The sequence below is a fragment of the Singulisphaera sp. GP187 genome (assembly GCF_900129635.1).
GTDB lineage: Bacteria > Planctomycetota > Planctomycetia > Isosphaerales > Isosphaeraceae > Singulisphaera.
Genome location: NZ_FSRB01000001.1, coordinates 5,553,453 through 5,575,635 on the forward strand (window position 1 = coordinate 5,553,453; position 22,183 = coordinate 5,575,635).

Here is a 22,183-nt window from a genome sequence, read left to right on the forward strand (position 1 = left end):
CCCTGTCTTCGTGACTTGGTCGTTTGGTCTGTCGAGGGAATCGGGACGGGCGGGGGTAGGCCGTTTGGAGATACAAAGAGGTCAGGAACCGAAAGCCACCCGATCGGTCCCTGACCAAGGCTTTGGCTCCGCTCGCCCGGGGATCAAAATCGCGGAGCCGATCGTCCTCAGTAGGCGTCAGCGCTAATCACCTCGCCCCCTTGGGTGGTGCTCAGGGCCCGCCAGGTGGCGAGGTTGATGGTGTTTTTGACGAACTTGACACTGCCGTCGGACATGACCGTGTTCACGCCGCCGGGGTGTCGGCTCCGCGCGGCGTTGGTGATGTAGAGGACGGAGGGGGCCGCGATGCAGGGTGGGTTGTTCGGGTACGGGTAGACGCAGTAGCTGCCCGACTCCATCTGGTCGGGGAGTGTGCTGTTGGGGGCGAGCCAGGTCTCGAAGGTCGCGCCACCGTACCACCAGGCGAACCCGCGGAGGTCAAATTTCGCATTGTACTGGCCGCCGGTCCCCTGCCCCTGGATCACCTCCGAGGCCAGCATCGTGTTGCTCAGGCCATCGGTGATGGAGCTCAACCTGACGTCGACATACCCGCCGATCGGAGCGGCCAGGGTGATCGAGACCAGGGTGGCGAGCGGGGAGCCGATGTCGCTGAACGGGGCGCCGAGATAGGGCACCGTCGCGGTTCCGGACGTGCCGGTCTGGTTCTGGAAGACGAAGAGGTTTCCAAAGTTGGCGGCGTAGTTGTGCGACGTGATCGGCCAGGAGGTCTTGCCGCCGATGTTGTAGGTCTGGGTGATCGGCGCGTTGGGGATGTCGGACGGGCAGGTGAACGTGTTGAGCCGCGAGGTCGACACCGTGATGTTAAAGGCCGAGCCGTAGGTGATGCCCGAGTAGGTGTTCGTATTATTTCCCAGGAAATTCCAGGAGTTGTAAAGCGCCTGTTGCTCGGCGTACGGGAGCACGAAGACCATCCAGGTTCCCCAGATGCTCCCTTTGATCCCCGGAGGGAGGACTTCCGTCGTCGACTCATAGTTCATGCAGGCCAGGCCGATCTGCTTCATGTTATTGATGCATTGGGCACGCCGGGCCGCTTCCCGCGCGGCCTGCACGGCGGGGAGCAGAAGTGCGATCAGAACGGCGATGATGGCGATCACGACCAGCAACTCGATCAGCGTGAAGCCTCGACGTCGAAGGTGCATCGTTAGCGTCTCCTCTTTCTCGCGTTTTGCCATGGGTCGATAAGAATGATGAAATGAAACGTGCCGTCGTTGCGCGGACCACGGATGAGGAAAGACCCTCGATCCTCCCTCTCTCTCCCAAAACAAATGGAAGCGGAAAAGCCTCACTTCTTGAGGTTAAACGCGTAAGAGTTCGGTCCGCCCGGCTTCACCTCGGCGGTGAGTTCCGACTCGATGTTGTAACGCGTGGGGATCACCCCTCTCAGCGACGCGATCGATTTCCTGGTCCGAGGCGTGGGGGCCGTCGGCGACGCTTGCTCCGCACTCCCTGAGGTCGTCGGGCTCGCCGCGGCGTAGATCGCCACCGTGTACTTTCCTGGCACCGGTCCCTCGGCGCGAGGGATCGCGAAGTGGCCGTCGGAAACCATGCCCCCGGCCGCGACCCCTTCCTTCTGCGTCGCCGGTTGGAGTTGGATCGTCCCGTCCTTGAGCGGTTCACCGTCGAAGGTCACCGTCCCCGAAATCGGCTCCCTCGCCCGTGGATCATCTTCCTCGAGGCTACATCCCGCGGGAAAAAATAAGGTCATGACGATCATCATGAGCCGACCGCGAAAGTTCCGAAAAGTCTTCATTTTGCACTCTCCCTGCAACGAGTTCTGATGTGCGTCGATCTCAGAACATCGATCAATGATCGCATGTCGTATTGGGGGTGACGATGTCGTCGTGCATGACGCCGATCGTACGTCCTGAATTCAGAGCGTGTTCATGGCCGCGATGGTTGCGCGGGTCCATTGAGGCTTGGCGTGCGTCAATCCGCGGCGAGTGCGTTCCCGCCTGGTTTTCGGTCGACGCCTTGGCGTGAGAACCGACTCTTCGAAGCCACCGTCAGAGGACCGCATCGCATCATTGATGATATGATATCGTCGATTTTAAGCGGAGTCCGAGCCGCTTGAGGGCTCGGCAGCGAAATATGGGATTGAGAGACTTCGCTGTCGCCGGTGAGAGTTCGATTCCGGAGAGAAAATTCTCAGGATCAGTCGGATGATATCGCTCTACGATCACGAAGGCCATAGTATATTGATGTGCAATTTGCTGATACGAGGTATCAAAGATCCTGACACGAGGTTCTTTCATGTCCCCCTCCTCTGTCCAGCGGCACGCTTACAAGGAAATCTCGCTTCCGCAGATTCGCTGTTTTTGCGACTCGGTGCGGCTGGGCAGTTTCAAGGCGGCCGCCAGGTCGCTGGGGCTGTCGCATCCGACGGTCTTGAGCCAGGTTCACGCCTTGGAGCACCACCTCGGCGTGAAGCTGGTCGAAACTCATGCACGCGGGTGTCGCCCGACGGCCGATGGCAGTCTGCTCGCGGTGATGGTTGCCCCCCTGGTGGCGGGGTTCAACTCCTTGGAGCACACGTTTCAGGAGGTCCGCGGCAAGGAAGTTCAGCGCCTGATTGTGGCGACCACGCCGCGGATCCTGGTGGACGACCTGCCGAAGTGCGTCGTCGAGTTTTCGAAGCACTGGCCCAACGTCCACATCCGGTTCGAGGAGATGCGGATGGAGGAGATCCCCGAGGCCGTCGAAACGGGCAAGGCTGACCTCGGCCTGACCACCACCAGCAGTCCCGCCCCCGGAAATGCCTGGATCGCCTTCGAGCCGGCTTATGAGCTGGAGGTGGTCCTGGTCACGCCCAAGGACCATCCGCTCGCCCGCCGCCGCAAGGTCAGTGCCCGCGACCTCGCCGAGTTTCCCCTGGTCAATGCGCCGCCGGGAATTCTCGACCCCTCCGTCAGCATCGCCTTGGAGATGCTCAACGCCTTCCAGGCCGAGCCCCGCCGGGTCGAAGCGGCCAATGCGGCCGCCGTCCTCCGCTACGTGGAACTCGGTTTCGGAGTCGGCCTCACCTTACGCGTGCCCTCGCACCTCGCCGATCCCAAGTTCCATGAGCGGTCGCTGAGCCGCGAGCTCGGGCGGGTCAAGGTCCACCTGGTCTGGAGAAACGGATCGCTCATGATGCCTCACGCCCGCGCCTTCGCCGATCTCGTGAAGGAACTCCTCAACCGGAAGTCTGCAAAGCCCAAAACTGTATAAACAAATGAGTGGTATGGGTTGTTATGTTGTGATGAGTTGTTGTGTCTTTGCAAACACTGCTGGGTGCCACGCGGTTCCGAGTGGCACTCAGACTTCTCGAGACACACTGGAGCATTGAATATCGCTGACTCTATCGGATTGCAGGTTTGCGGTTTCTGAAGCCCATCATTGAGGTGGACGCCATCAGGTTGTGGAGCCAATGTTCATGATGGCGTCTGCCGTTGAGTCGATGGGCGGGGGATACGATGGCGCAGGACTTCCGACTCGCCGGGACTGGAATGGTTCACCTGTAGTGATGGGCCTCAGCGCCACGGGCGAGCATCCGACGGCGTTGGCGGAAACTCCTGGAGCGGCCCGCCGACCGGTGAGACGATGGCCGGCAGGGGACTACATCGGGATTGTTTATCTCAAGATGGCATTTTGGATTAACGGATGTCATGATTACTGCCATGCTGCTCTTCGCGCTGACCCTGATCGAGGACGATCCCAAGTCCGCAGGCCCGACGTTTCTCGGCCCGACCGTGAGCTCGAAGAGCGCCTGGCGGATGGTGAGTTTCACTGGGACGGCGCCACGTCGCTTGGCCGATCCCTTCGATCGCGGGACTCGGATTCAAACACGCGCTTCCTTATAATCGATCTGCAGGCACCTTCAGGACGGTCCGAATGGGGACGACCGCTTCAGGGCCCGATGGGCCACCTCCATGGGAAAGTCGCTACCTCCAATGGCGAAGAAAAAGGCCACTGAGCCCAGGCCCAAGGCCAAAGTCACGGCGAAGGTCGCGGAAACCAAGGCAAAACCCGAACCCAAGGTCCAGCTCAAAGGTCTGGTGGAGCCCAAGGCCCACGGCCAGAACTTCCCGGCCAAGGCCACGTCGAGGGCGACACTGAGAGCCTCGGTGAAACCCGCCGTGAAGGCCAGGGCCGAGGACGCTCCCCAGGTCGCTTCGACGAAGGTCGGCACCAGCGTGCTCAACGACTCCCAGCGCAAGGTGGTCGAGCACGGTCGTTCCCCATTGCTGATCATCGCCGGCGCGGGGACGGGCAAGACCCTCACGCTCGCGCATCGGACCGCTCGCCTGATCGTGGACGGGGCCCCGCCAGACCGGATTCTGCTGCTGACCTTCAGCCGACGTTCCGCGGAATCCTTGCTCCAGCGGGTCGCGCAGATCTGCAACGAGTCCGTGTCCAACGATGCCGAGGGGGGCGCGTGCGCTCCGGCCAGAACCAAGGTCTGGGGTGGCACGTTTCACGCGACGGGTGCCCGGCTGCTCCGTTCTCAGGGCGCGAGGATCGGCATTGATCCCCGGTTCACGATCCTCGACCAGTCCGACTCGGAAGACCTCCTCGAGGTGCTCCGCACCGAACTCCGGCTCGCCGAGGTTCGCAAGGATTTCCCCAAGAAGGGGACCTGTCAGGGCCTCCATAGTGGTTGGATCAACTCCGGCTTGAAACTCGACGCCTTCGTCAACGCCTCGTTTCCCTGGTGCAAACCGCACCTCGACGGCCTGAGGAAGTTGTTCGAGGCCTATGCCGAGCGCAAGCGGTCGCAGAACGTCTTTGACTTCGACGATCTTCTCCTCTTCTGGAACCGGTTGCTGGCCGAGCCGGTGGCAGGCCCCCTGATCCGCAAGCGGTTTGACTGCGTCCTGGTCGACGAATATCAGGACACCAACCCGATCCAGTCGCAGATTCTCAGGCAGCTTTGCCCCGACGGCCAGGGGCTCACGGTGGTCGGAGACGATGCCCAGTCGATCTACTCGTTCCGGGGGGCCACAGTTCGCAACATCCTCGACTTCCCCAAGCAGTTTCCCGACGCGACGGTCGTCCGGCTCGAGGACAACTACCGGAGCACCGCGCCGATCCTCGACGCGACCAACACGATCATCCGACAGGTCTCGGAAGGCTTCGCGAAGGAGCTTCGGGCCAGCCGAACGGGAGGACAGCCTCCCCAACTCCTCGCTTGCGCTGACGAGTACGCGGAGGCCCGCGCGGTGGTCGACCGGATCGTGCGGCACCAGAAGGACGGGGTCCCGTTGCGGCAGCAGGCGGTTCTCTTTCGGGCGTCGCATCATAGCCTGGCGGTTGAGATGGAACTGGCCCGTCGGCAGGTTCCGTTCCACAAGTACGGCGGGCTCAAGTTTGCCGACGCAGCGCACGTCAAGGATCTGGTCGCCTTCCTGAGGCTCGCCGAGAACCCGATGGATCTGGTTTCGGGGATGCGGCTGTTCAAGTTGTTCCCCGGGATCGGTCAGAAGAAGGCCCAGGGGATCATGGAGGAGGTCATCGCCGCCGGAGGGGGCCTCGAATGCCTCGCTCGCTCCAAGGTGCCGGCGGCGACGGCCCCGTCGTGGGACACGTTCCGGTCGCTGCTCGGCACTCTTACCAGGACGCCGTCGCCCTCGGTGACCGGTCAGATTGATCAGGTGCTCAAGTTTCTCACACCCCTGGTCCGGCAGAAGTACGACGATCCCGAGCAACGGATCGAGGACCTCAATAAGCTCCGGGGGTTGGGCGAGCGCTACGAGGATCGCTCCGCGTTCCTGGCGGAGCTTACGCTCGACCCGCCGAGCTCGACCAGGGACTTCGCCACGGCCGGAGCGCGCGAGGGCGACAAGGACGCGCTGGTTTTGAGCACCATCCACTCGGCCAAGGGTCTGGAGTGGGAAGCGGTCACCGTGATCAACGCCACCGATGGCGGTATTCCCTCGGCCCGTTCGATGGAGTCGGCCGCTCAGCTCGACGAGGAGCTCCGCCTCTTCTACGTCGCCCTGACCCGAGCCCGGACCTGGCTGACGGTCACCTATCCCCGATATCGGTCCAGCCCCCAGGCAAGCTGGGGTGGCTTTGACCAGCCCACGCTGACGAGGTTCCTCCCCGCCCGTATCCGACGTCTCTTCGAGTCGAGGAACGCCTGAAAACGTTGGAGCCGGCCTCTGCGACTGAGCTTTGGCCAAAAGGACTGAATGTAATGTCCGCATTTCACAGCCCCGAAGGGGCGACAGTCAATCGTCGAGGCCTTCCGCCGACGGTCGCCCCTTCGGGATTCAAGATTATTTCATATGTCGAGTGTTTTCCAGGGGTTTCACCCCTGGCTATTGACGGTCGCCCCTTCGGGGCTTCAAAAGAACGCGCTCATCGGCAAGAGTTTGCGGACATTCTTTTCCTGCCTCCCTGGATCAGGGTGGCGGCAAGACGTAGCCCAGTTCCTTGAGCACTCGTCGGATCGTCGTTTCGTCCGCGGACCTGAAGACAATCTGACGTTCGCCGGCCAGCTGGCAGAGACTGCGGAGGCGACGATCGTGAACCAGCAGATGGGCTACCTCTGCATCCCTGCAGGCGATCAGGCGGGCGGCTCCCAAGTCTTCCAACTGGCTGGACCTGTTCTCCATGTCATCCAGAAAAACTTGCACAGTCTGGGGCAAGGGCCCTTGATTTTTGGCCTTGAGGAATATCTTCAACTCCTCAACGGTCAACCCCTTTCCCACCGATTCCAAGATCTTGCCCGCGTCGAGCTGCCAGACGGCTTCCGACTTCCGCTCGGCAAACCGCTCCAGAAAGAGGGCATCGGCCTGGGCAAGCGGTCGATCGGCCGCAACCACGTCCCTGTTGGGCAACACTTTGAGGAGTGGTTCGTGCGGAACGACAGCCGGCTCGTAGCTCTTCTCCAGACCCAGGCACCACGCACCCAGGGCGTTGATCCGGAAGTACATCAGTCCGTCATACCGGCTCAAGCAAGAAAGGCTGTCAGTGCCCCAGCTACCGGTGTAGTCGTTGCGGACTCCCTCCGGAGAAAGGTACGCGATATCGAACAGGCCTAGCGTTGCCCCGTACTCAAAGAGGAACGCCAGCGCGAAACGGCCCTGGAGCATCTCCCACGAAGAGGCGCTGTCGTAGCCAAGACTTCCGTACTTCTGATCGCCGATGTACAACTTCCAGGCGTCGTGCGTCACTTCGAAATCGCGGGCCAATGCCTTGAGCAACCGGAACAACTCGTCCGCCGTGATCCACTTTTGCACGGGACACTCGCGAAGCACCTCGACGATTGCTTTTCGGCGAGGCGCTACGGCGGTCAAGCCACGGCCCTTGGCTTGCTGTCCCTTGATGGCATTGATTCGACTGAACTCATCCAAAAGTGTTGTTTTCTGCCACTTTTCCCAGGCCTGGCGGATCAATTCATGGGACGGCTTGGTCGTCGCCTTGCGACCTGCCGCCGTCAATTGCAGACGCGTGCCGGCCACCTCCGCCAATCCCGCGGCCTGCACGAGCATCGGCCAAGCGAACGACTGGATGCGCAGGTCGGATGCGGGTTCCCAGTCGGCTTTGCTCTGGTCCCCCTCCGCGTAGAAATCGCCGTCGGCCAACACGCCGGTGATGACCTTCATCGCAGCCAGCGAAGGCCGTCGCGTCTTCTCGCTGGCCCGCACCTCGCCCATGTCGATCAGGCGGAGGATTGCCTTGATGTCATGCAAGGCCGCCCCGGCCGTCTGTCGCACACGGAGTTCGACTTCCTCGTTGTCCTCCTTGCGAGAATTCTGGCTCAGTCCGCCGTGCGGCCGACCCGCCTTGACAGGAAGCTCATCAAGGACCTGAACCGTCGCCGGCGGCGGCTCGGGAACGAAACCACGAAGGATCGCCTGGAGATCGCGGGGCAAGGCATTTCTACGTGGGAAGAAGAGGCGGAGTATCGTGGGCTTCTCCTTATGAGCTCCATAGCGACTGCCGCTGCCGCCGAAATCGGGGGCGCGGCCGTACTTGGCCTGAAACGTGAAGAGGTTCAGAGCACCCCCTGGATCGTGCGTGGCCTCCTGAAGAGCCTTCTTCCCCACATCGCCGCGACCGTCATACAAGCTCCGAACCTTCTCCCGGTCTTCCAGCGCCTTGGCCAGCAGATCGACGAGATCACCCTTCCTCATCGCCGTCGCACCCACCAACGAAGCCAAAGGTTTCAATTCGTCGACCGTCAACTCGGTGAAGGCCTCACGGATTGTTCGTGGTTGTGCATCATCGACATCAGGCATCGCTTGTTCCTTCCCGTCCTCCATCCACCCAGGCGACCGATTCGCATTATAGCGTCTCCCAACGGCCATCGAGGAAACGGGGAGTTGGACGATTGAAAGTCGAGGGCCGGTCGGGGATGATCTCGAATGCCGCGGTTTGATCGAGACGTTCGTGCCGGGTGACGGCCGGACGATTCAAGACGAAATGCGGTCCCTACCTCCACTTCGAGTGCGCACCCAATGAGCACGCCTCGCGCTGCCGTCTGGACTACCTTTGTCACCACCACTGCCATCCTCCTCGTCTCCGCAAGGGTTGAGGCCGAGGAGGCGGACTTGCTCCTACACCACGGCAAGGTCGTCACCGTCGACACCCGTTTCTCGATCCGCCAGGCCCTGGCGATCAAGGGGGACCGGCTGATCGGGGTCGGCGACAACGACGAGGTCATGAAGTTTCGAGGACCAGGCACGCGGGTCGTCGACCTGGGGGGCAAGATGGTTCTGCCCGGCTTGATCGACTCGCATACGCATCCGACAGGTGCCTGTATGATCGAGTTCGATCATCCCGTTCCCGACATGGAGACGGTCGGCGACGTGCTGGACTACATCCGGTCGCGGGCCGAGCACCTGGGTGAAGGGAGCTGGATCGTGGTGCGCCAGGTGTTTATCACCCGGCTCAAAGAACAGCGCTACCCGACCCGGGCGGAGCTCGACCAGGCCGCTCCGAAAAACCCGGTTCTGTTCTCGACCGGGCCCGACGCCTCGCTCAACTCGCTGGCGATGAGTCTCAGCGGCATCGACAAGACCTTCAAGCCCGAGGGGCCGGGCAAGGTCGAGAAGGACCCAGCTACCGGCGAGCCGACCGGGATCCTCCGTAACCTGACCCGGTACGTCAAGACAACCAGCACGGGCCGTAAGCCGACCGACGAAGATCAGGACCGTCGTCTCATCGAACTCTTCAAGGATTACAATTCGGTCGGGATCACAGGGATCATCGACCGCAACGCGACCGACTCCGCGCTCGACGAATACCAGCGCCTGCTCGACGCCGGCACCTTGACCGTCCGGATGGGCGCCTCGCGCGGGGTCGGGACCACGGGCCCCTTGGAGAAAATCGGCGACGAGATCCGCAAGGTGGCCGCCCACCCGCTCCGTAAGGGGGGGCCGATGCTTCGCCTGATTGGAATCAAGATGTTCCTTGATGGCGGCATGCTCACCGGAAGCGCCTACATGCGCCAGCCTTGGGGGGTGAGCCGGGCCTATGCGATCGACGACCCGGAGTATCGCGGTGTCCTGTTCATTCCGCCCGATCGGCTCGAGCCGATGGTCCGGGCGACGGTGGAGGCGGGCCTCCAGTTCACGGCCCACAGCGTGGGCGATGGCGCGGTGCATGCGCTCCTGGACGCTTACGAGGCGGTCAACAAGGTCATGCCGGTCGCTCCGACCCGCCCGTGCATCACCCACTCGAACTTCATGAGTCGCGAGGCGATCGATCAGGCGGCCCGCCTGGGCGTCTCGGTGGACATCCAGCCGGCCTGGCTCTACCTCGACACCCGGACCCTGGTCGCCCAGTTCGGCAACGATCGGCTCCGCTACTTTCAGCCGTTGAAGAGCCTGTTCGCGGCCGGGGTCACGGCCGGCGGCGGGTCCGACCACATGCAGAAGGTGGGCTCACTTCGCTCGATCAACCCGTACAACCCGTTCCTCGGGATGTGGGTAGCGATCAGCCGGAAGGCCAAGAACTATGAAGGCCGCCTCCACCCCGAAGAAGCACTTACGCGTGAACAAGCCATTCAGTTTTACACGATTAATAACGCCAAGCTCCTGTTCCTCGAAGATCGGGTCGGCTCGCTCGAAGTCGGCAAGCTCGCCGACTTCGCCGTGCTCGACCGCGACTTGCTGACCTGCCCCGAGGACGCAATCCGCGAGGCCCGTGTGTTGTCAACCTACCTCAACGGCAAAGTTGTTTTCAAACAAGATTAGCGAGACTGTTGCAAGGATACCGGGATCTCGTTCCCTCGCAGAGCGTGGGAACGAGTTTCTCCCGCGAATTTCGGCCACCGGGGCAGACAGACAGCCCGGTTTCCTCGCGACAGACTCAGATTAGCCCGGCGAATCTTAAGGGAGTCCGCAGCGATGAGAGCATTCCCGAACCGTCTCCCCTGGTTGGTGCTTCTCCTGGCTGGAGTGGGATCTGGAACGGGAATCGCGGTCCCCCTGGCCAAGGGGGCCGAGCCCGACGGAGCGGCCGCGCCCCGCGGTTGGAGCACCCGGTCGCCGCGCGCGGAGATCCAGCCTCGGTTCACCTACTTGCCCGAAGGGGGCCCGAATCAGCGTGGTAGCTTCGTGATTGAGGCTGACGCCCGCGAAGGCTTGATCGGCTGGTGGCAGAAGACGTTCCCGGTCCAGGGGGGGCGCTTCTACAAGTTCTCCGCGAAACGCAAGGCCGAGCACATCGCGACCCCGCGCCAGACGGCCGTGCCGCGGATCCTCTGGCAAGACGCCCAGGGCCGTTCCGTGCTCCGCGAACAGCCGAGTGTCGCCTCGTTTCGCCCGGGCGGTCGCCCGGTCGCCGAGCCCGAGTACCCCGCCGACCAGGGGCCGCCCGACGCGCGCGGTTGGACCACCGTCAGCACCGTCTACCACGTTCCGGCGGACGCCTCGCAGGCGCTTGTCGAGCTGGCCTATCAGTGGGCGACCGGGGGGCGGGTTGAGTGGTCGGAGGTCGCGCTCGAGGAAACGGCGACCCCCGCACCGCGCCGGGTTCGGCTGGCGACGGTCCACCTCAAGCCGGAGAAGGGATCGACGAATCAGGAGAAGTGCGACCAGTTCGCCGCGCCGATCGCGGAGGCAGCGCGGCAACAGGCCGACCTGGTCGTGCTCCCCGAGACCTTGACCTACTTCGGCCGAGACGCTTCGACTTACGCCGATTGCGCCGAGCCGATCCCGGGGCCGTCCACCGCCTACTTCGGCCGGCTCGCCAAGGAGCACGACCTCTACATCGTGGCCGGCCTGCTCGAACGGGACCAGCATCTCGTCTACAACGTGGCCGTCTTGATCGGCCCCGACGGTGCGTTGGTCGGCAAGTACCGCAAGGTCACGCTCCCGCGGGGCGAGGTCAGCGGTGGGATCACGCCGGGTCACGAGTACCCGGTCTTCACGACCCGGTTCGGCCGGGTCGGGATGATGATCTGCTACGACGGCTTCTTCCCCGAAGTCGCCCGCGCCCTGAGCAACCGAGGCGCCGAGGTCATCGCCTGGCCGGTCTGGGGCTGCAACCCGCTGCTCGCCGCCGCCCGTGCCTGCGAGAACCACGTCTACCTCGTCAGCAGCACGTTCACCGACCCGAAGGACAACTGGACCCTCTCCGCGATCTACAGCCAGGACGGCCGTCCCCTGGCCCGCGCCTCGGAATGGGGCACGATCGCACTCACCGAAGTCGACCTCAACGAACCCTTATATTGGCACAGCCTGGGCGACTTCAAAGCCCAACTCCCCCGCCACCGCGCCCCCACCCCCGCCGACCCGTAAGTCGTAGGTCGCTCGGCCGGCCGGCCGGCTCGGCGCGGTTCAGCTCGCCGCGCCGTGGTCTGCCAGGTTTTCCAACAGCCGTTCCAGGTCGGGGAGATCGACGGGCTTGACCAGGTGCCCGTCGCATCCCGCCGCTTTCGACTGGAGCCGGTCGATATCCTGGCCCCAGCCGGTCAGGGCGATCACGATCGTGTCCTGGCCCCAGGGCTGCTGGCGGATCTGGCGGGTGGCCTCGTAGCCGTTGAGCCCCGGCATGCCGACGTCCATCAAGACGACCTCGGGGCGGAACCCCTCGGCGGCCGTCACCGCCTCGTGGCCGTCGTAGGCGGTGTGGACTTCATTGCCAAGGAGCTTGAGCAACCGCGCCATCGTTCGCGCCGAGTCCTGGTTGTCATCCACGACAAGGATTCGTCGTTGGTGGTGCTGGGCGGCCGCTCGGTCGTCCTCGCTCGGCGCCGCGAGCACCGGTTCCCGTGGAATTCCCAGCTCAAGGGCCGGTTCCGATTCCGAGCCCGTGTCGAGCGCCGGGAGTCGCACGGTGAAGGTGCTGCCCATACCCTGGCCGCCGCTCTCGGCCGTCACCGTGCCCCCGTGCATTTCGACCAGGCCCTTGACGAGCGCCAGCCCGATCCCGAGCCCGCCGGTCGCTCGTTCCATGCTCCGATCCACTTGCGAGAACATGTCGAAGATCCGCGGTAAGTCGCTATGAGGGATGCCGATCCCGGTGTCCCGGACGATGATCACGACCTCGTGTGCGGTTCGTTCGGCGGCGAGCTCGATGCGCCCGCCGCGCTCGGCGAACTTGGCGCTGTTGGCGAGCAGGTTCGAGAGGACCTGGGCGAGCCGGGTCAGGTCGGCGTCGAGGAAGATGGGTTTGCTGGGGAGCGAGATCGCGAGCGTCTGCCCGGCCTCCTCGATCGCCGGTCGGGCGGTCTCCGTGGCGTTGTCGATCACGTCGGCGAGCGCGACCCGGGCCCGGCGGAGCTCCATCTTGTTCCGGCTGATCCGCGAGACGTCGAGCAGGTCATCAATGAGCCGGACCATATGTCCGAGCTGCCGGTCCATCATACCGCGCGCCTGCTCGATCGCCGTCGGATCGTCCACCGCCAGCCGCATGATCTGCAGGCCGTTGCGGACCGGGGCCAGCGGATTCCGGAGCTCGTGGCCGAGCATCGCGATGAAGTCATCCTTCTTGCGGTCGGCATCCTGCAATTCCCGGACCAGCCGCAGCCGTTCGTAGGCGACCGTGACGTAGTGCGTGAGGGTCCGGAGGAACTCCAGCTCGTCCTCGTCGAACCGGTCCCGCGTCCGGCTGGCGAACGCCAAGGTGCCGAGCAGTCGGCCGTCGACCAGGAGCGGGATCCCGGTGTAGACCCGGATCCCGCACGACCTCAGGAAGGCGGTATTCGGGTCGGTGGACTGCGGGATGTCGACGACGACCACGGGCTGGCGGTGGAGTGCGACGGTCCCGCAGAGGTTCTGCCCGAACTCCAGGCGGGCGATCGAGCCGACCCACTCCTCGGAGATGCCGACGCAGGACTCGAGCCTGAGTGCGTCGCCAAGGTCGGTGACCATGTAGTTGAAGTAGGTGTCGAGTCCCAGTTGGGGCGCGATCTTGGCGAACAACTCGCGAACCATCGAGCCCGGCTCCTCGGTGGTCAGGAGCACCTCCGCCGCCTCCCAGAGCAGCCGGAGCCGCACCGACTGCTTTTTGAGGTCCTCCTCGGCCCGCTTTCGCTCGATCGCGATCGCGGCCGTCCGGGTGATGATGCCCACGAGCCCGAGATCCTCGGGCGCGGGTTTGCGGGGGCGGTCGTAGTACATGGCGAACGTGCCGAGCACGTCCCCCGCGCTCGAGAGGATCGGGTGCGACCAGCAGGCCCGCAAGCCGTAGCCGAGGGCCACGTGCGCGAACTTGGCCCACAACGGGTCGGTCGCGATGTCGACGACGTAGACCGGCTCGCGACGGAACGCGGCCGTCCCGCACGACCCGACGGACGGGCCGATGGCGATCCCGTCGACCGCCTGGTTGTACGAGTCCGGCAGGCTCGGGGCCGCCCCATGTCGCAGGTGCAGGCCGTCGCGGTCGACGAGCTGGATCGAGGCGAGCATCCCCTCCGCGGACTGCCCCTCGACCGTCCGGCAGAGGGAGTCGAGCACTTCCGCGAGCCCGGCCCCCTGGGCCATCAACTCGAGGACTCGCTTCTGCCCGTTCAACATCGCCTCGGACCGCTTCCGCGCGGTGATGTCGCGGGCGACCTTCGACACGCCGACGACCTGTCCCTTGGCGTCGTGGATCGGGGAGATCGTCAGCGAGATGTCGATCCAGCGCCCCTGCTTCGACACCCGGACGGTCTCGAAGTGCTCGACCTGCTCCCCGCGGCGGAACCGTTCCAGAATCGCTCGCTCTTCGTCCTGCCGATCCGGCGGGATGATCAGAGTGATCGGCATCCCGACGGCCTCCTGGGCGCTGTAGCCGTAGAGCCGCTCCGCCCCTTTGTTCCACGAGAGGATTCGGCCGTCGAGATCCTTGCTGATAATCGCATCCGCGGATGACTCGACGATCGCCGCCAACCGCGCCCGGGCCTCCTCGGCCCGCCTCCGCTCGGTAACATCGCGAAAGCTCCAGACCCGCCCGGCGTTCCGCCCGTCGACAAACTGGATCCGCGACGACCGCTCGATCACCCGCCCGTCGGCCAGTTCCAGCAGGTCGTGGCTTTCCGGTGGCGACGCCGTGTAAATCGCGTCGATCACGGTGAGAAACTGCTGGGGATCTTTGGTCTGACGCGCGCTGAATTCCCGGAGCGAGCGTGGTGCGGGCGAGTCCATCACGGAGCGGGGCACTCGCCACATCGCCACATATTTTTCGTTATAGCAGGTCACATTGCCGTTGCCATCGGTCACCAGAATCCCGTCGGTGGTCGACTCCAGCGTGGCGCGCATCATCGCCAGCAACCGGGCGAGCTCTACCGTTTTCCGCTCCAGCGATTCCTTGGCCTGGATCAGCGCTTTCTCGGCCTGCTGGCGCGCGATCTGGATGGCGTTGGCGTTCTGCAAAGCCACCGAGCGGAGCAGCTTGTCCTCATCCTCGTCGGCCGCCATTACGGTGCTCCCATTCCCAGCACTTCCGCCGCGAGCGCCGTGCCCAGAACGCGGGCCCGGATCTTTGCGAAGGCCGTTTCGCGGCTCGTCGACCTGTCGTCACAGAACGGCGAGAATCCACAGTCATCGGTCGTCCCCAACTGCCCGACCGGAATGTACTCGGCCGCCTCGAGGACCCGGTCGCGAATCTCTTCGGGAGTCTCGATGCGCGGGTCGATCGAGGCGACGACTCCAATAAAGACCCGCTGATCCGCCTTGAGATGGTGGCGGATGATTTTGAGGACCCGGACGCGATCCGGTTCGCCCGCCATCGCGACGTAGAAATTCCCTGCTTTCAACGCAAACAAGCTGGGCAACAGTTCCGCATAGTCAACCTCCCCACTGTGGGTCGAGTCATGGTCGGAGCCCGGGCAGGTATGCACCCCGATCCGCTTTCGGTCCTCGGTCGAGAACCGCGAGAGCGCCAGATTGTTCAGGTCGATAAAGCTATGGAGCAGCGCCCCGGTGGGGTCGATTTTGACCGCCAGCCGCCCTTCCGTGAAGTCGATCTGAACCTTGTGTGCTCCCATCCGCAGACAGTTGCGGACCTCGGTCTCATGCTCGCCCAGCAGGTCGTGGATGAACGCGTCGCGGGAGTACCCGGGAATCTCGTCGGCCGGATACATCAGGCTCATCGCCGAGGGCGAGATGACCGCCTGCTTTACCGGTACGTGCGCGTACCGTAGCGCTGTGTCCAGAAAGCGATCGGCCCGCCTGAGATACCGAAACGGCCCCGCCGTGAGCCGCGGCATCCGCCGCGTATGCCCGGCCGCGAACGGAATCTTGAACCCGTCGGGCGCAACGTTGGGCAGTCCGTCCACGCCATAGGTCCAAAAATTATGATATTTTCTCTGCTCGCCATCGCTAATCACCGGCGAGCCCGTCGCCTCAAACCGGGCAATCGTCTCCTGAATCGCCTCCTCGTAGAGCGGTTCAAGCCTCGGGTCCGCGCCATCCCCCGCCGCGATCGCCTCGAGCAGCCAGAGCGGCCTCGGAATACTCCCAATCGGTTCGGTTGGGATCGTCATGAGCGTGTTCCTCGCTCCTGTTCCTCTTCATCGTCCCGGCCACCCGCAACCCCACACAACTTGTGCAAGCCGGCCCCTCTCCTCTTCACAATGACCTCGAATCCGCCTCGCCCCTCTTTATGATATGATCCATCTAAGTTCAAGTTTCGCACTTTTCCCAAATGTCAAATTCCGACTTGTAGATTCAATAGGGCTCCAAAAAAAACGTCGGCGTCTCTGTCAGTTTTTGGCAAATTGTTTGGGCCTTACACCGAACAATTTCCCCTGACACAGGACGCCGACCCATGGAACTTACACCCTCCTTCCTCCTCTTGCTACAGCAATTCACACCCGTCTTCACCAATCCCTCCTTCCACACCTTCACCTTGATCGCCTCCGGCTGGATCCTCTCGAATCGCCACCGCTATATTACCGAACTCATCTTCTCCAGCGGCCAGGTTGGCATCGGACATTGGTCACGCTTCCATCGCTTCTTCAGCCATGCCGCTTGGGACCTCGATCACTTCTCGATGTCCCTGGCCAAGCTTGTCGTCTCCATCCTCGCACCGGGCGCCACTTTTTACTGGGCCGTCGACGACACCCTCTGCCGAAAACGCGGACTCACCCTCTACGGCGCCGGCATGCACTACGACCCACTCATCTCCAGTCGAGCCAAAGCTCTCGTCAGTTGGGGACACGACTGGGTCGTCCTCTGCCTGATCGTCGTCCACCCGTTCTGGGCACCGACCAAAGTCTTTGCCTTGCCCATCGCCATGCGGCTCTATGTCAACCGCCAAGGCTTAACCAAGGGCAAAAAGAACCAGAAAAAGAAAAAGGCAAAGCCCGATCCCAATCATCGCACCCGCCCCGAACTCGCGATGGAATTGATCCACTTGGCGGCGGACTGGTTCCCCGACGACGAGATCGTCATCACCGGCGACAGCGCCTATGGGGGCCAGAGCATCCTCGGCCAACTTCCGCCCACGGTCCATCTCATTAGCCATGTCCATCCCAAGGGGGCCCTCTATGAGCCAGCGCCTCCCAAGGAGGAGAAATCCAAAGGGGCGCCCCGCAAGAAAGGCCAGCGCCTCCCCGGCATGAAGGAGTGGGCCGAGGATGCGAATCAACCCTGGACCCCACACGACTTTGACCAGTTCGGGCTCCATGCCAGCTTGGCGGTCAAGACGATCCAGGCCCTCTACTACAAGGCCGGCAAGGACCGACTCCTGACGATCGTCTTGGTGCGTGACCTCCAGGGGAAACGTCCCGATCAGATGTTCTACTGCACCAAGCTCGATTGGACCGTCCCGCAGATTCTCTCGGCCTACTCGTACCGTTGGGCAATCGAATGTACTTTTGAAAATACCAAGCAACTTCTCGGCCTCGAGGATCCCGCCAATCGCCTCCCCAAGGCCATCGAGCGAACCGCGCCGATGGCGTTGTTTCTCTACAGCTTGGTGGTGGTTTGGTTCCACCAGACCGGTCATCGATTTCTTCGTTTTCCGGTCCGCCCGTGGTATCCGAAGAAGCAAGAGGCCTCGTTTGCCGACCTGCTGACGACCTTGAGGCGGGTCAGCTATGAGGAGAAAACCGAGGGAGCGCTATCCAACCGGTATGACCTAAAAGCCTGGATTGCGCAGCTCACCGAGTTTCTCAGCCGCGCGGGCTGAGCCGACATCGGCCGGAGATTTCGGCCCTCACTCGCACTTGATCAAGGGGTCGCCGGGGTCGATAACAGGCCTCGGGCCGCTCCCGATCCGTCCCTGTTTATGCGAAACTTGAACTAAGCACGCCCATGCCGTAAAGTCAGCCTGCCGCAGCCGATGGGACTCTAGCTCAGACGCCGCGCGGCGAGTGTCTCAACGAGAGGGCCTTCCCTTTTCAATCAAGGGGGCCGCTTTGATTCTACCAGCTTACCCACCCAGGGGTGAGTTCCTGCCTGCCGATGTCGAGGGGAATCCGCCAGACTCCGGTGCTCAACGCCATGCTGCATCACCGATGGAGGCACCAAAGCATGGGGCCAGCCGGATCGAGGGTTTCCGCTCCAGGCCATCCTGGAGTCGCCATTGCACCAGTCAGAAGAACGAAACGGAGAACGGAGCGACTGGCCCCTTCGTCGGCGACATTGACTGCAGTTCGGCGTAGCATAGGAGCCAAATCTCCTCGTGCGCAATGGGTGAGGTATCGTTGTAAGCGAAGTCCTCACAGGTTCGGTCGTTCAAGCCGGATCCGGCGAGTTAGGGACGATTCGGATACATGGGCAAATGAAGATATTGAATACAGCTAAAGCTGCTGTAGAGTTTGACGCCGCGCACCGGAAAGCAAAGGTCGCATTCCGCCGCAAGGATCTCAAGGCGTACATGAGCCTCTTTTCGGCCGATCTTCGCTACCGTCAAGCTGACGGGAAAGGGATCGATCACTCCCGGCTCGAGCGGGACGTCCAGACTCAATTCTCAGGCTCAGCGCGTCCAGAAGCACGGTCGATCGTGAGCGGATCGAGATCGCCGACGGCAAAGTCGTTGAAATCCTCTGCCAGATCTCATCTGCGCGTGCCACGGCCTTCTTCGACCTGCACCGTATCTGGGACATCTCCCGGAGGGGGCGATATGTGGGGAGATTGGATGACGGTCAATGGGTGATCGAAGTGGTGAAAGTGATTGAAGTGATCGTCCAATCGCGAGGATTCTCCTTGAGTCTGCGACCGCCCGCTCTCGATTGACGAAACCCACCCGGTTGGATGGTCTCGACTCGAAGTCAGGGGTAAGTCGAAATGTGTAGACGAATTGAAATTAAAAAATTGGATAGTGTGGAGGTGAATTTGTGCTGGCATGCGGTCGGTCAGCCATCCAACTCCCGGTCCCAGAGGGAAGTTGCCTCGCCTTGGTTTTGGCTGATAGGTGAACATGTCTCTTGACAGTTCGTCAACGATAGCGGATCAACTGAAGTGCCAAGTTGCTCTGCCCCTTGGTTTGGCGGATGGGATAGCCTCCAAGCCAGGCGAAACGGGATGGTGATCGCCTCGGCGATAAGTTCGAAGATGACCTCGAAGATAATTTCAGCAAACATAAGGACACTCCCCGAGTCGAGTGAGCGCCCCATCTTATTCGCTGCCGGTGCCTCCCTCAACGCAGATGATCGAGTGGCCAGGCATTTCCGCTGGGATATCTGGGAGTTTCTGTGGAAATGGGTGCCTGCCTTGTTGGAGTATCCAGGTTTCCCGCTTTGCCGTCTTTAGGTGCCTGACCACCCTTCCCCGGATCAAGTGGTGAGTTACTGCCGGCCGGGGGAACGGAGTGCGGAATCCGACGGACCGTACGCTGGTGAATTGCATCGACGAGGACTTGGTTCGACACGGGGGCAACGCCTCTCGGTATCAATAAGAGGTGAGACACACATCCACGCCCGATCCTGTCATTTCATTGCTCTTACGGGTCTTTCGTTTGGCGTTTGTCCGCCGACCGGATACCACCTGTGGCTGCGTCATCTGCTAGTCTGACCGGATCTGGCTCGCGGCGTAGCCGGTCGACCTGAGAAGATCATTCGGCAGTTTGGCGGCCCTAGTCCGGGAAGGACTCCAGGGCGATCTGCACGCGGGAGACCTCTTCGGCTTTCGCGACAAGGCGGCCGATCGCATCAAGCTCCTGATCTGTAAATGCTCAGTGGAATCATACCCCCCGTACAGGCGACCACGCCTGCCGTAGCATGTGTGAGCACTACAGGTGCGGAGTGTACCCGTTCGCTTCAAAGAACTGCATGAGGCCCAACTCTAGCACCAGGGCGATGGCGCTTCCGATGGCGATGATACCCCATTGGAACGCCGTGAAGCGCTCGCCGGGTCGCACGATGAAGAGCCTGGACGAGTGCCGCCCGGCGGCGAGGAGCAACAGGCCGGCATAAACGACCAACGCCGGAACGCTCAGCGCACCGCGATGAATCAGGATCACCCGTTGCATCCGGATCGCGTCCATGATCGACGTATAGGCGAGTATATAGGCAGCCGCAAGTCCTAGGGCGATGACAAACAGCCCGATGGCTCGGGCGGACCAGCCGTTCTCGAGAAGGCGCTGGGCGTCGTTGATGTCGCGGTTTCGTACGAACAGCACGGCTGTCAGGAAGATCAAGGAGTACGCAAGGTAGGCCCACCAGGGCAGCTCGGTGGAGTTCGCGATCGGGAGCATGGGAACCAACTCTCGATGAATGTGCGGATGTTACAGCCGATGTTTGTCCTTCAGCGTCCCGCCCCAAGATTCGGCAACTGATGCGGAAGGGCTAGGGCTAGATTCTATCGCTCAGTGTTTGGCGGAGCCATTCCCACCTGCGCCCGGTAGCTGCTGCGCGGCCGGACCGAGAATGCCGCTGAAAATCGCGACGCCGTTCTCGTATACGGGCAGCCGACACTGCTTTATGGCGACGGTCATGGGGAAAGTGCCGGAATGTATCCAGGCAGGCGGGCCGCCGGGGTGGAATCCCAACGGCCGGACCGGCCGTTCAACGGGAAGGGGTTGCTATTGGGGAGATTCTTTGAGACGGAGGACGCGGCCGGGGCGGGCGGCGGTGGGTTTGCCGGCTTCGATGACGAGGAGGCCGTTGACGAGGACGTGGGTGATGCCTTCGGCCGGGAGGTTGGGGGCGGCGAAGGTGGATCGGTCGCGGGTGCGGTCGAGGTCGAAGAGGACGAGGTCGGCGGCGGCGCCGGGGGTGATGCGGCCGCGGTCGTAGAGGCGGAGCTCGTTGGCGGCGACGGCGGTCATGCGGTGGATCGCTTGTTCGAGGGAGAGGATGCCCAGGTCGCGGACGTAGTGGGCGATGATCCGCGGGAAGGCGCCGTAGCCGCGCGGGTGGCCCAGGACGTCGGGGCCGCCGGCCGGGCCCATGTCGGTGCAGAATGAGACGAACTCTTCACGCATCGCGCGGATGACGTTCGCTTCGGTCATGCTCTGGGGCAAGGCCGCCGCGCCCTCCTGGGCGATCTCGAAGAAGACGTCCCACGGGTCCTTGCCCGCCGCTCGGGCGATGGCGGCGAGGCTCTCGCCGTTGTGTTGGGCGTAAGGTTTTGCATTGATCTGGACAAGAACAATCTTGTCCCAGTCGGACCCGACGTGGCGGTACCAGTTCTCCCAGCCCGCTTCGGTCTCGATCTCATGCTTGATCCGGGCCCGGGCGGCCGGGTCGGCCAGCTTCTTTTTGAGGGCCTGGAAACCTTCGGCGGAATGCCGGGGGTGGATCAGGGCGGTAATGCCGAGGCCGTTGTTGATATAAGGGTAGATGTCGGCCCCAACTTGCTGGCCGCCGCCGCGGGCGGCCTTGATCCGGGCGATCGCCTGCTCCATTTTCGGCCAGTTGGCGCGGCCGGCCGCCTTGAGGTGGAAGATATGAACGGGGGTGCCCGCCGCTCGGCCGATTTCGAGCGCTTCGTCGATGGCTTCCAGGAGGCGGTCGCCCTCGTTGCGCATGTGGGTGTAGTAGCCGCCGCCGAACGAACCGGCCACTCGGGCGAGCTCGACGATCTCTTCAGTGGGGGCGTAGACGGCCGGGGGATAGATCAGGGCCGTCGACACCCCGATGGCGCCGGCCTCCATGGCCTCACGCACCAGGCCTTTCATGCGTTCGAGCTCTTCGGCGGTCGCCTTGCGGTCGGTGTCGCCGAGGACGATGCGGCGGACTTGGGTGTGGCCGACGGTCTGGGCGACGTTCATCGGCATCCCGGCCTTGTCGAGCCGGTTGAAGTATTCGGCCATCGTCGTCCAGCCGGCCGACTCCGCCTCCTTGCCTCCAAGCGGGGCGTCCGACGACCCTTCGCCGGCGTTGATGGTCGTGATCCCTTGCCGGAGCAAGTTGTCCGCGCTCCGCGGATCGTTGAGGAACGAGGCGCCCGTCTGGCCCATCATATCGATGAACCCGGGGGCGACGATCAGGCCCGCGACGTTGAGGGTTCGATCGGCGTCCGAATCCTTGAGTCGGCCGATCGCGGCCACGCGGCCACCTTTGATCGCGACGTCGGCGTGATACCAAGGAGCCCCGGTGCCGTCGACCACCCGGCCCCCTTTCAGGAGCAAGTCGTAGTGCTCACGCTCGGCCGCCGAGGCGGCGAGGGGGGATAACAGGAAGGCGAGAGCCAGGATGGGCATCGCTTTCCATTGAGTCTGTCGCAAGGAAACCGGGCCATCTGTCTGCCCCGGAGGTTTAAAGCCGCGGGAGAAACGCGTTCCCACACTCTGCGGCCCCACCCGCCGGGGAAGACGA

General features: G+C 63.0%; 14 protein-coding genes. 6 read left to right on the forward strand and 8 right to left on the reverse strand.

The annotated features are described in order from the left end of the window. Window positions 1-167: 167 nt before the first annotated feature. Both BUS42_RS21680 and BUS42_RS21685 read right to left on the reverse strand, forming a co-directional pair. Window positions 168-1,199: a DUF1559 family PulG-like putative transporter gene (locus BUS42_RS21680; RefSeq protein ID WP_074309632.1), complete on the reverse strand. Its 1,032-nt coding sequence runs from the start codon at window positions 1,197-1,199 to the stop codon at window positions 168-170. Window positions 1,200-1,342: 143 nt separating this feature from the next. Continuing rightward, a complete protein-coding gene (locus BUS42_RS21685; protein WP_074309634.1) occupies window positions 1,343-1,810 on the reverse strand; it encodes a hypothetical protein in 468 nt (155 codons plus the stop codon). A 500-nt stretch (window positions 1,811-2,310) separates the two neighbouring features. On the opposite strand from BUS42_RS21685, the gene BUS42_RS21690 reads away from it, so the two are divergent. Further along, window positions 2,311-3,267, forward strand: coding sequence for a LysR family transcriptional regulator (locus BUS42_RS21690; RefSeq protein ID WP_074309636.1), 957 nt, complete (start codon window positions 2,311-2,313; stop codon window positions 3,265-3,267). Between the two features lie 722 nt (window positions 3,268-3,989). Next, window positions 3,990-6,182, forward strand: coding sequence for an ATP-dependent helicase (locus BUS42_RS21700; protein ID WP_074309642.1), 2,193 nt, complete (start codon window positions 3,990-3,992; stop codon window positions 6,180-6,182). Between the two features lie 261 nt (window positions 6,183-6,443). Here the strand turns inward: BUS42_RS21700 and BUS42_RS21705 are convergent, their stop codons facing one another. Then, window positions 6,444-8,285: a helicase-associated domain-containing protein gene (locus BUS42_RS21705; RefSeq protein ID WP_074311328.1), complete on the reverse strand. Its 1,842-nt coding sequence runs from the start codon at window positions 8,283-8,285 to the stop codon at window positions 6,444-6,446. Between the two features lie 219 nt (window positions 8,286-8,504). Between BUS42_RS21705 and BUS42_RS21710 the strand changes: the two genes are divergently transcribed. Together BUS42_RS21710 and BUS42_RS21715 are read left to right on the forward strand one after the other, a co-directional pair. Then, window positions 8,505-10,244, forward strand: coding sequence for an amidohydrolase (locus BUS42_RS21710; protein ID WP_074309644.1), 1,740 nt, complete (start codon window positions 8,505-8,507; stop codon window positions 10,242-10,244). A 153-nt stretch (window positions 10,245-10,397) separates the two neighbouring features. Then, entirely contained in the window at window positions 10,398-11,792 is a 1,395-nt protein-coding gene (locus tag BUS42_RS21715) for a carbon-nitrogen hydrolase family protein (protein WP_074309646.1), read from the forward strand. Window positions 11,793-11,831: 39 nt separating this feature from the next. Here the strand turns inward: BUS42_RS21715 and BUS42_RS21720 are convergent, their stop codons facing one another. Both BUS42_RS21720 and BUS42_RS21725 read right to left on the reverse strand, forming a co-directional pair. Then, the gene (locus BUS42_RS21720) at window positions 11,832-14,894 is read right to left on the reverse strand and encodes a PAS domain S-box protein (protein ID WP_074309649.1); all 3,063 of its coding nucleotides are present in this window, start codon (window positions 14,892-14,894) and stop codon (window positions 11,832-11,834) included. After that, window positions 14,894-15,961 (reverse strand): cobalamin-independent methionine synthase II family protein, encoded by a 1,068-nt coding sequence (locus BUS42_RS21725; protein ID WP_074309650.1) that lies wholly within the window; start codon window positions 15,959-15,961, stop codon window positions 14,894-14,896. Before BUS42_RS21725 ends, BUS42_RS21720 begins: the two co-directional genes overlap by 1 nt. A 284-nt stretch (window positions 15,962-16,245) precedes the next feature. Between BUS42_RS21725 and BUS42_RS21730 the strand changes: the two genes are divergently transcribed. After that, a complete protein-coding gene (locus BUS42_RS21730; RefSeq protein ID WP_074304624.1) occupies window positions 16,246-17,610 on the forward strand; it encodes an IS701 family transposase in 1,365 nt (454 codons plus the stop codon). A gap of 1,168 nt (window positions 17,611-18,778) precedes the next feature. Here the strand turns inward: BUS42_RS21730 and BUS42_RS21740 are convergent. Beyond that, on the reverse strand, window positions 18,779-19,006 hold the full coding sequence (locus BUS42_RS21740; protein WP_143206429.1) for a hypothetical protein: 228 nt from the start codon (window positions 19,004-19,006) through the stop codon (window positions 18,779-18,781). Between the two features lie 461 nt (window positions 19,007-19,467). Between BUS42_RS21740 and tnpB the strand changes: the two genes are divergently transcribed. Beyond that, on the forward strand, window positions 19,468-19,641 hold the full coding sequence (gene tnpB / locus BUS42_RS46620) for an IS66 family insertion sequence element accessory protein TnpB (protein WP_083670422.1): 174 nt from the start codon (window positions 19,468-19,470) through the stop codon (window positions 19,639-19,641). Between the two features lie 12 nt (window positions 19,642-19,653). Here the strand turns inward: tnpB and BUS42_RS21750 are convergent, their stop codons facing one another. Both BUS42_RS21750 and BUS42_RS21755 read right to left on the reverse strand, forming a co-directional pair. Beyond that, a complete protein-coding gene (locus BUS42_RS21750; protein WP_074309655.1) occupies window positions 19,654-20,118 on the reverse strand; it encodes a hypothetical protein in 465 nt (154 codons plus the stop codon). Window positions 20,119-20,445: 327 nt separating this feature from the next. Continuing rightward, window positions 20,446-22,068, reverse strand: a complete 1,623-nt coding sequence (locus BUS42_RS21755) for an N-acyl-D-amino-acid deacylase family protein (RefSeq protein WP_074309657.1) — start codon at window positions 22,066-22,068, stop codon at window positions 20,446-20,448. Window positions 22,069-22,183: the final 115 nt, after the last annotated feature.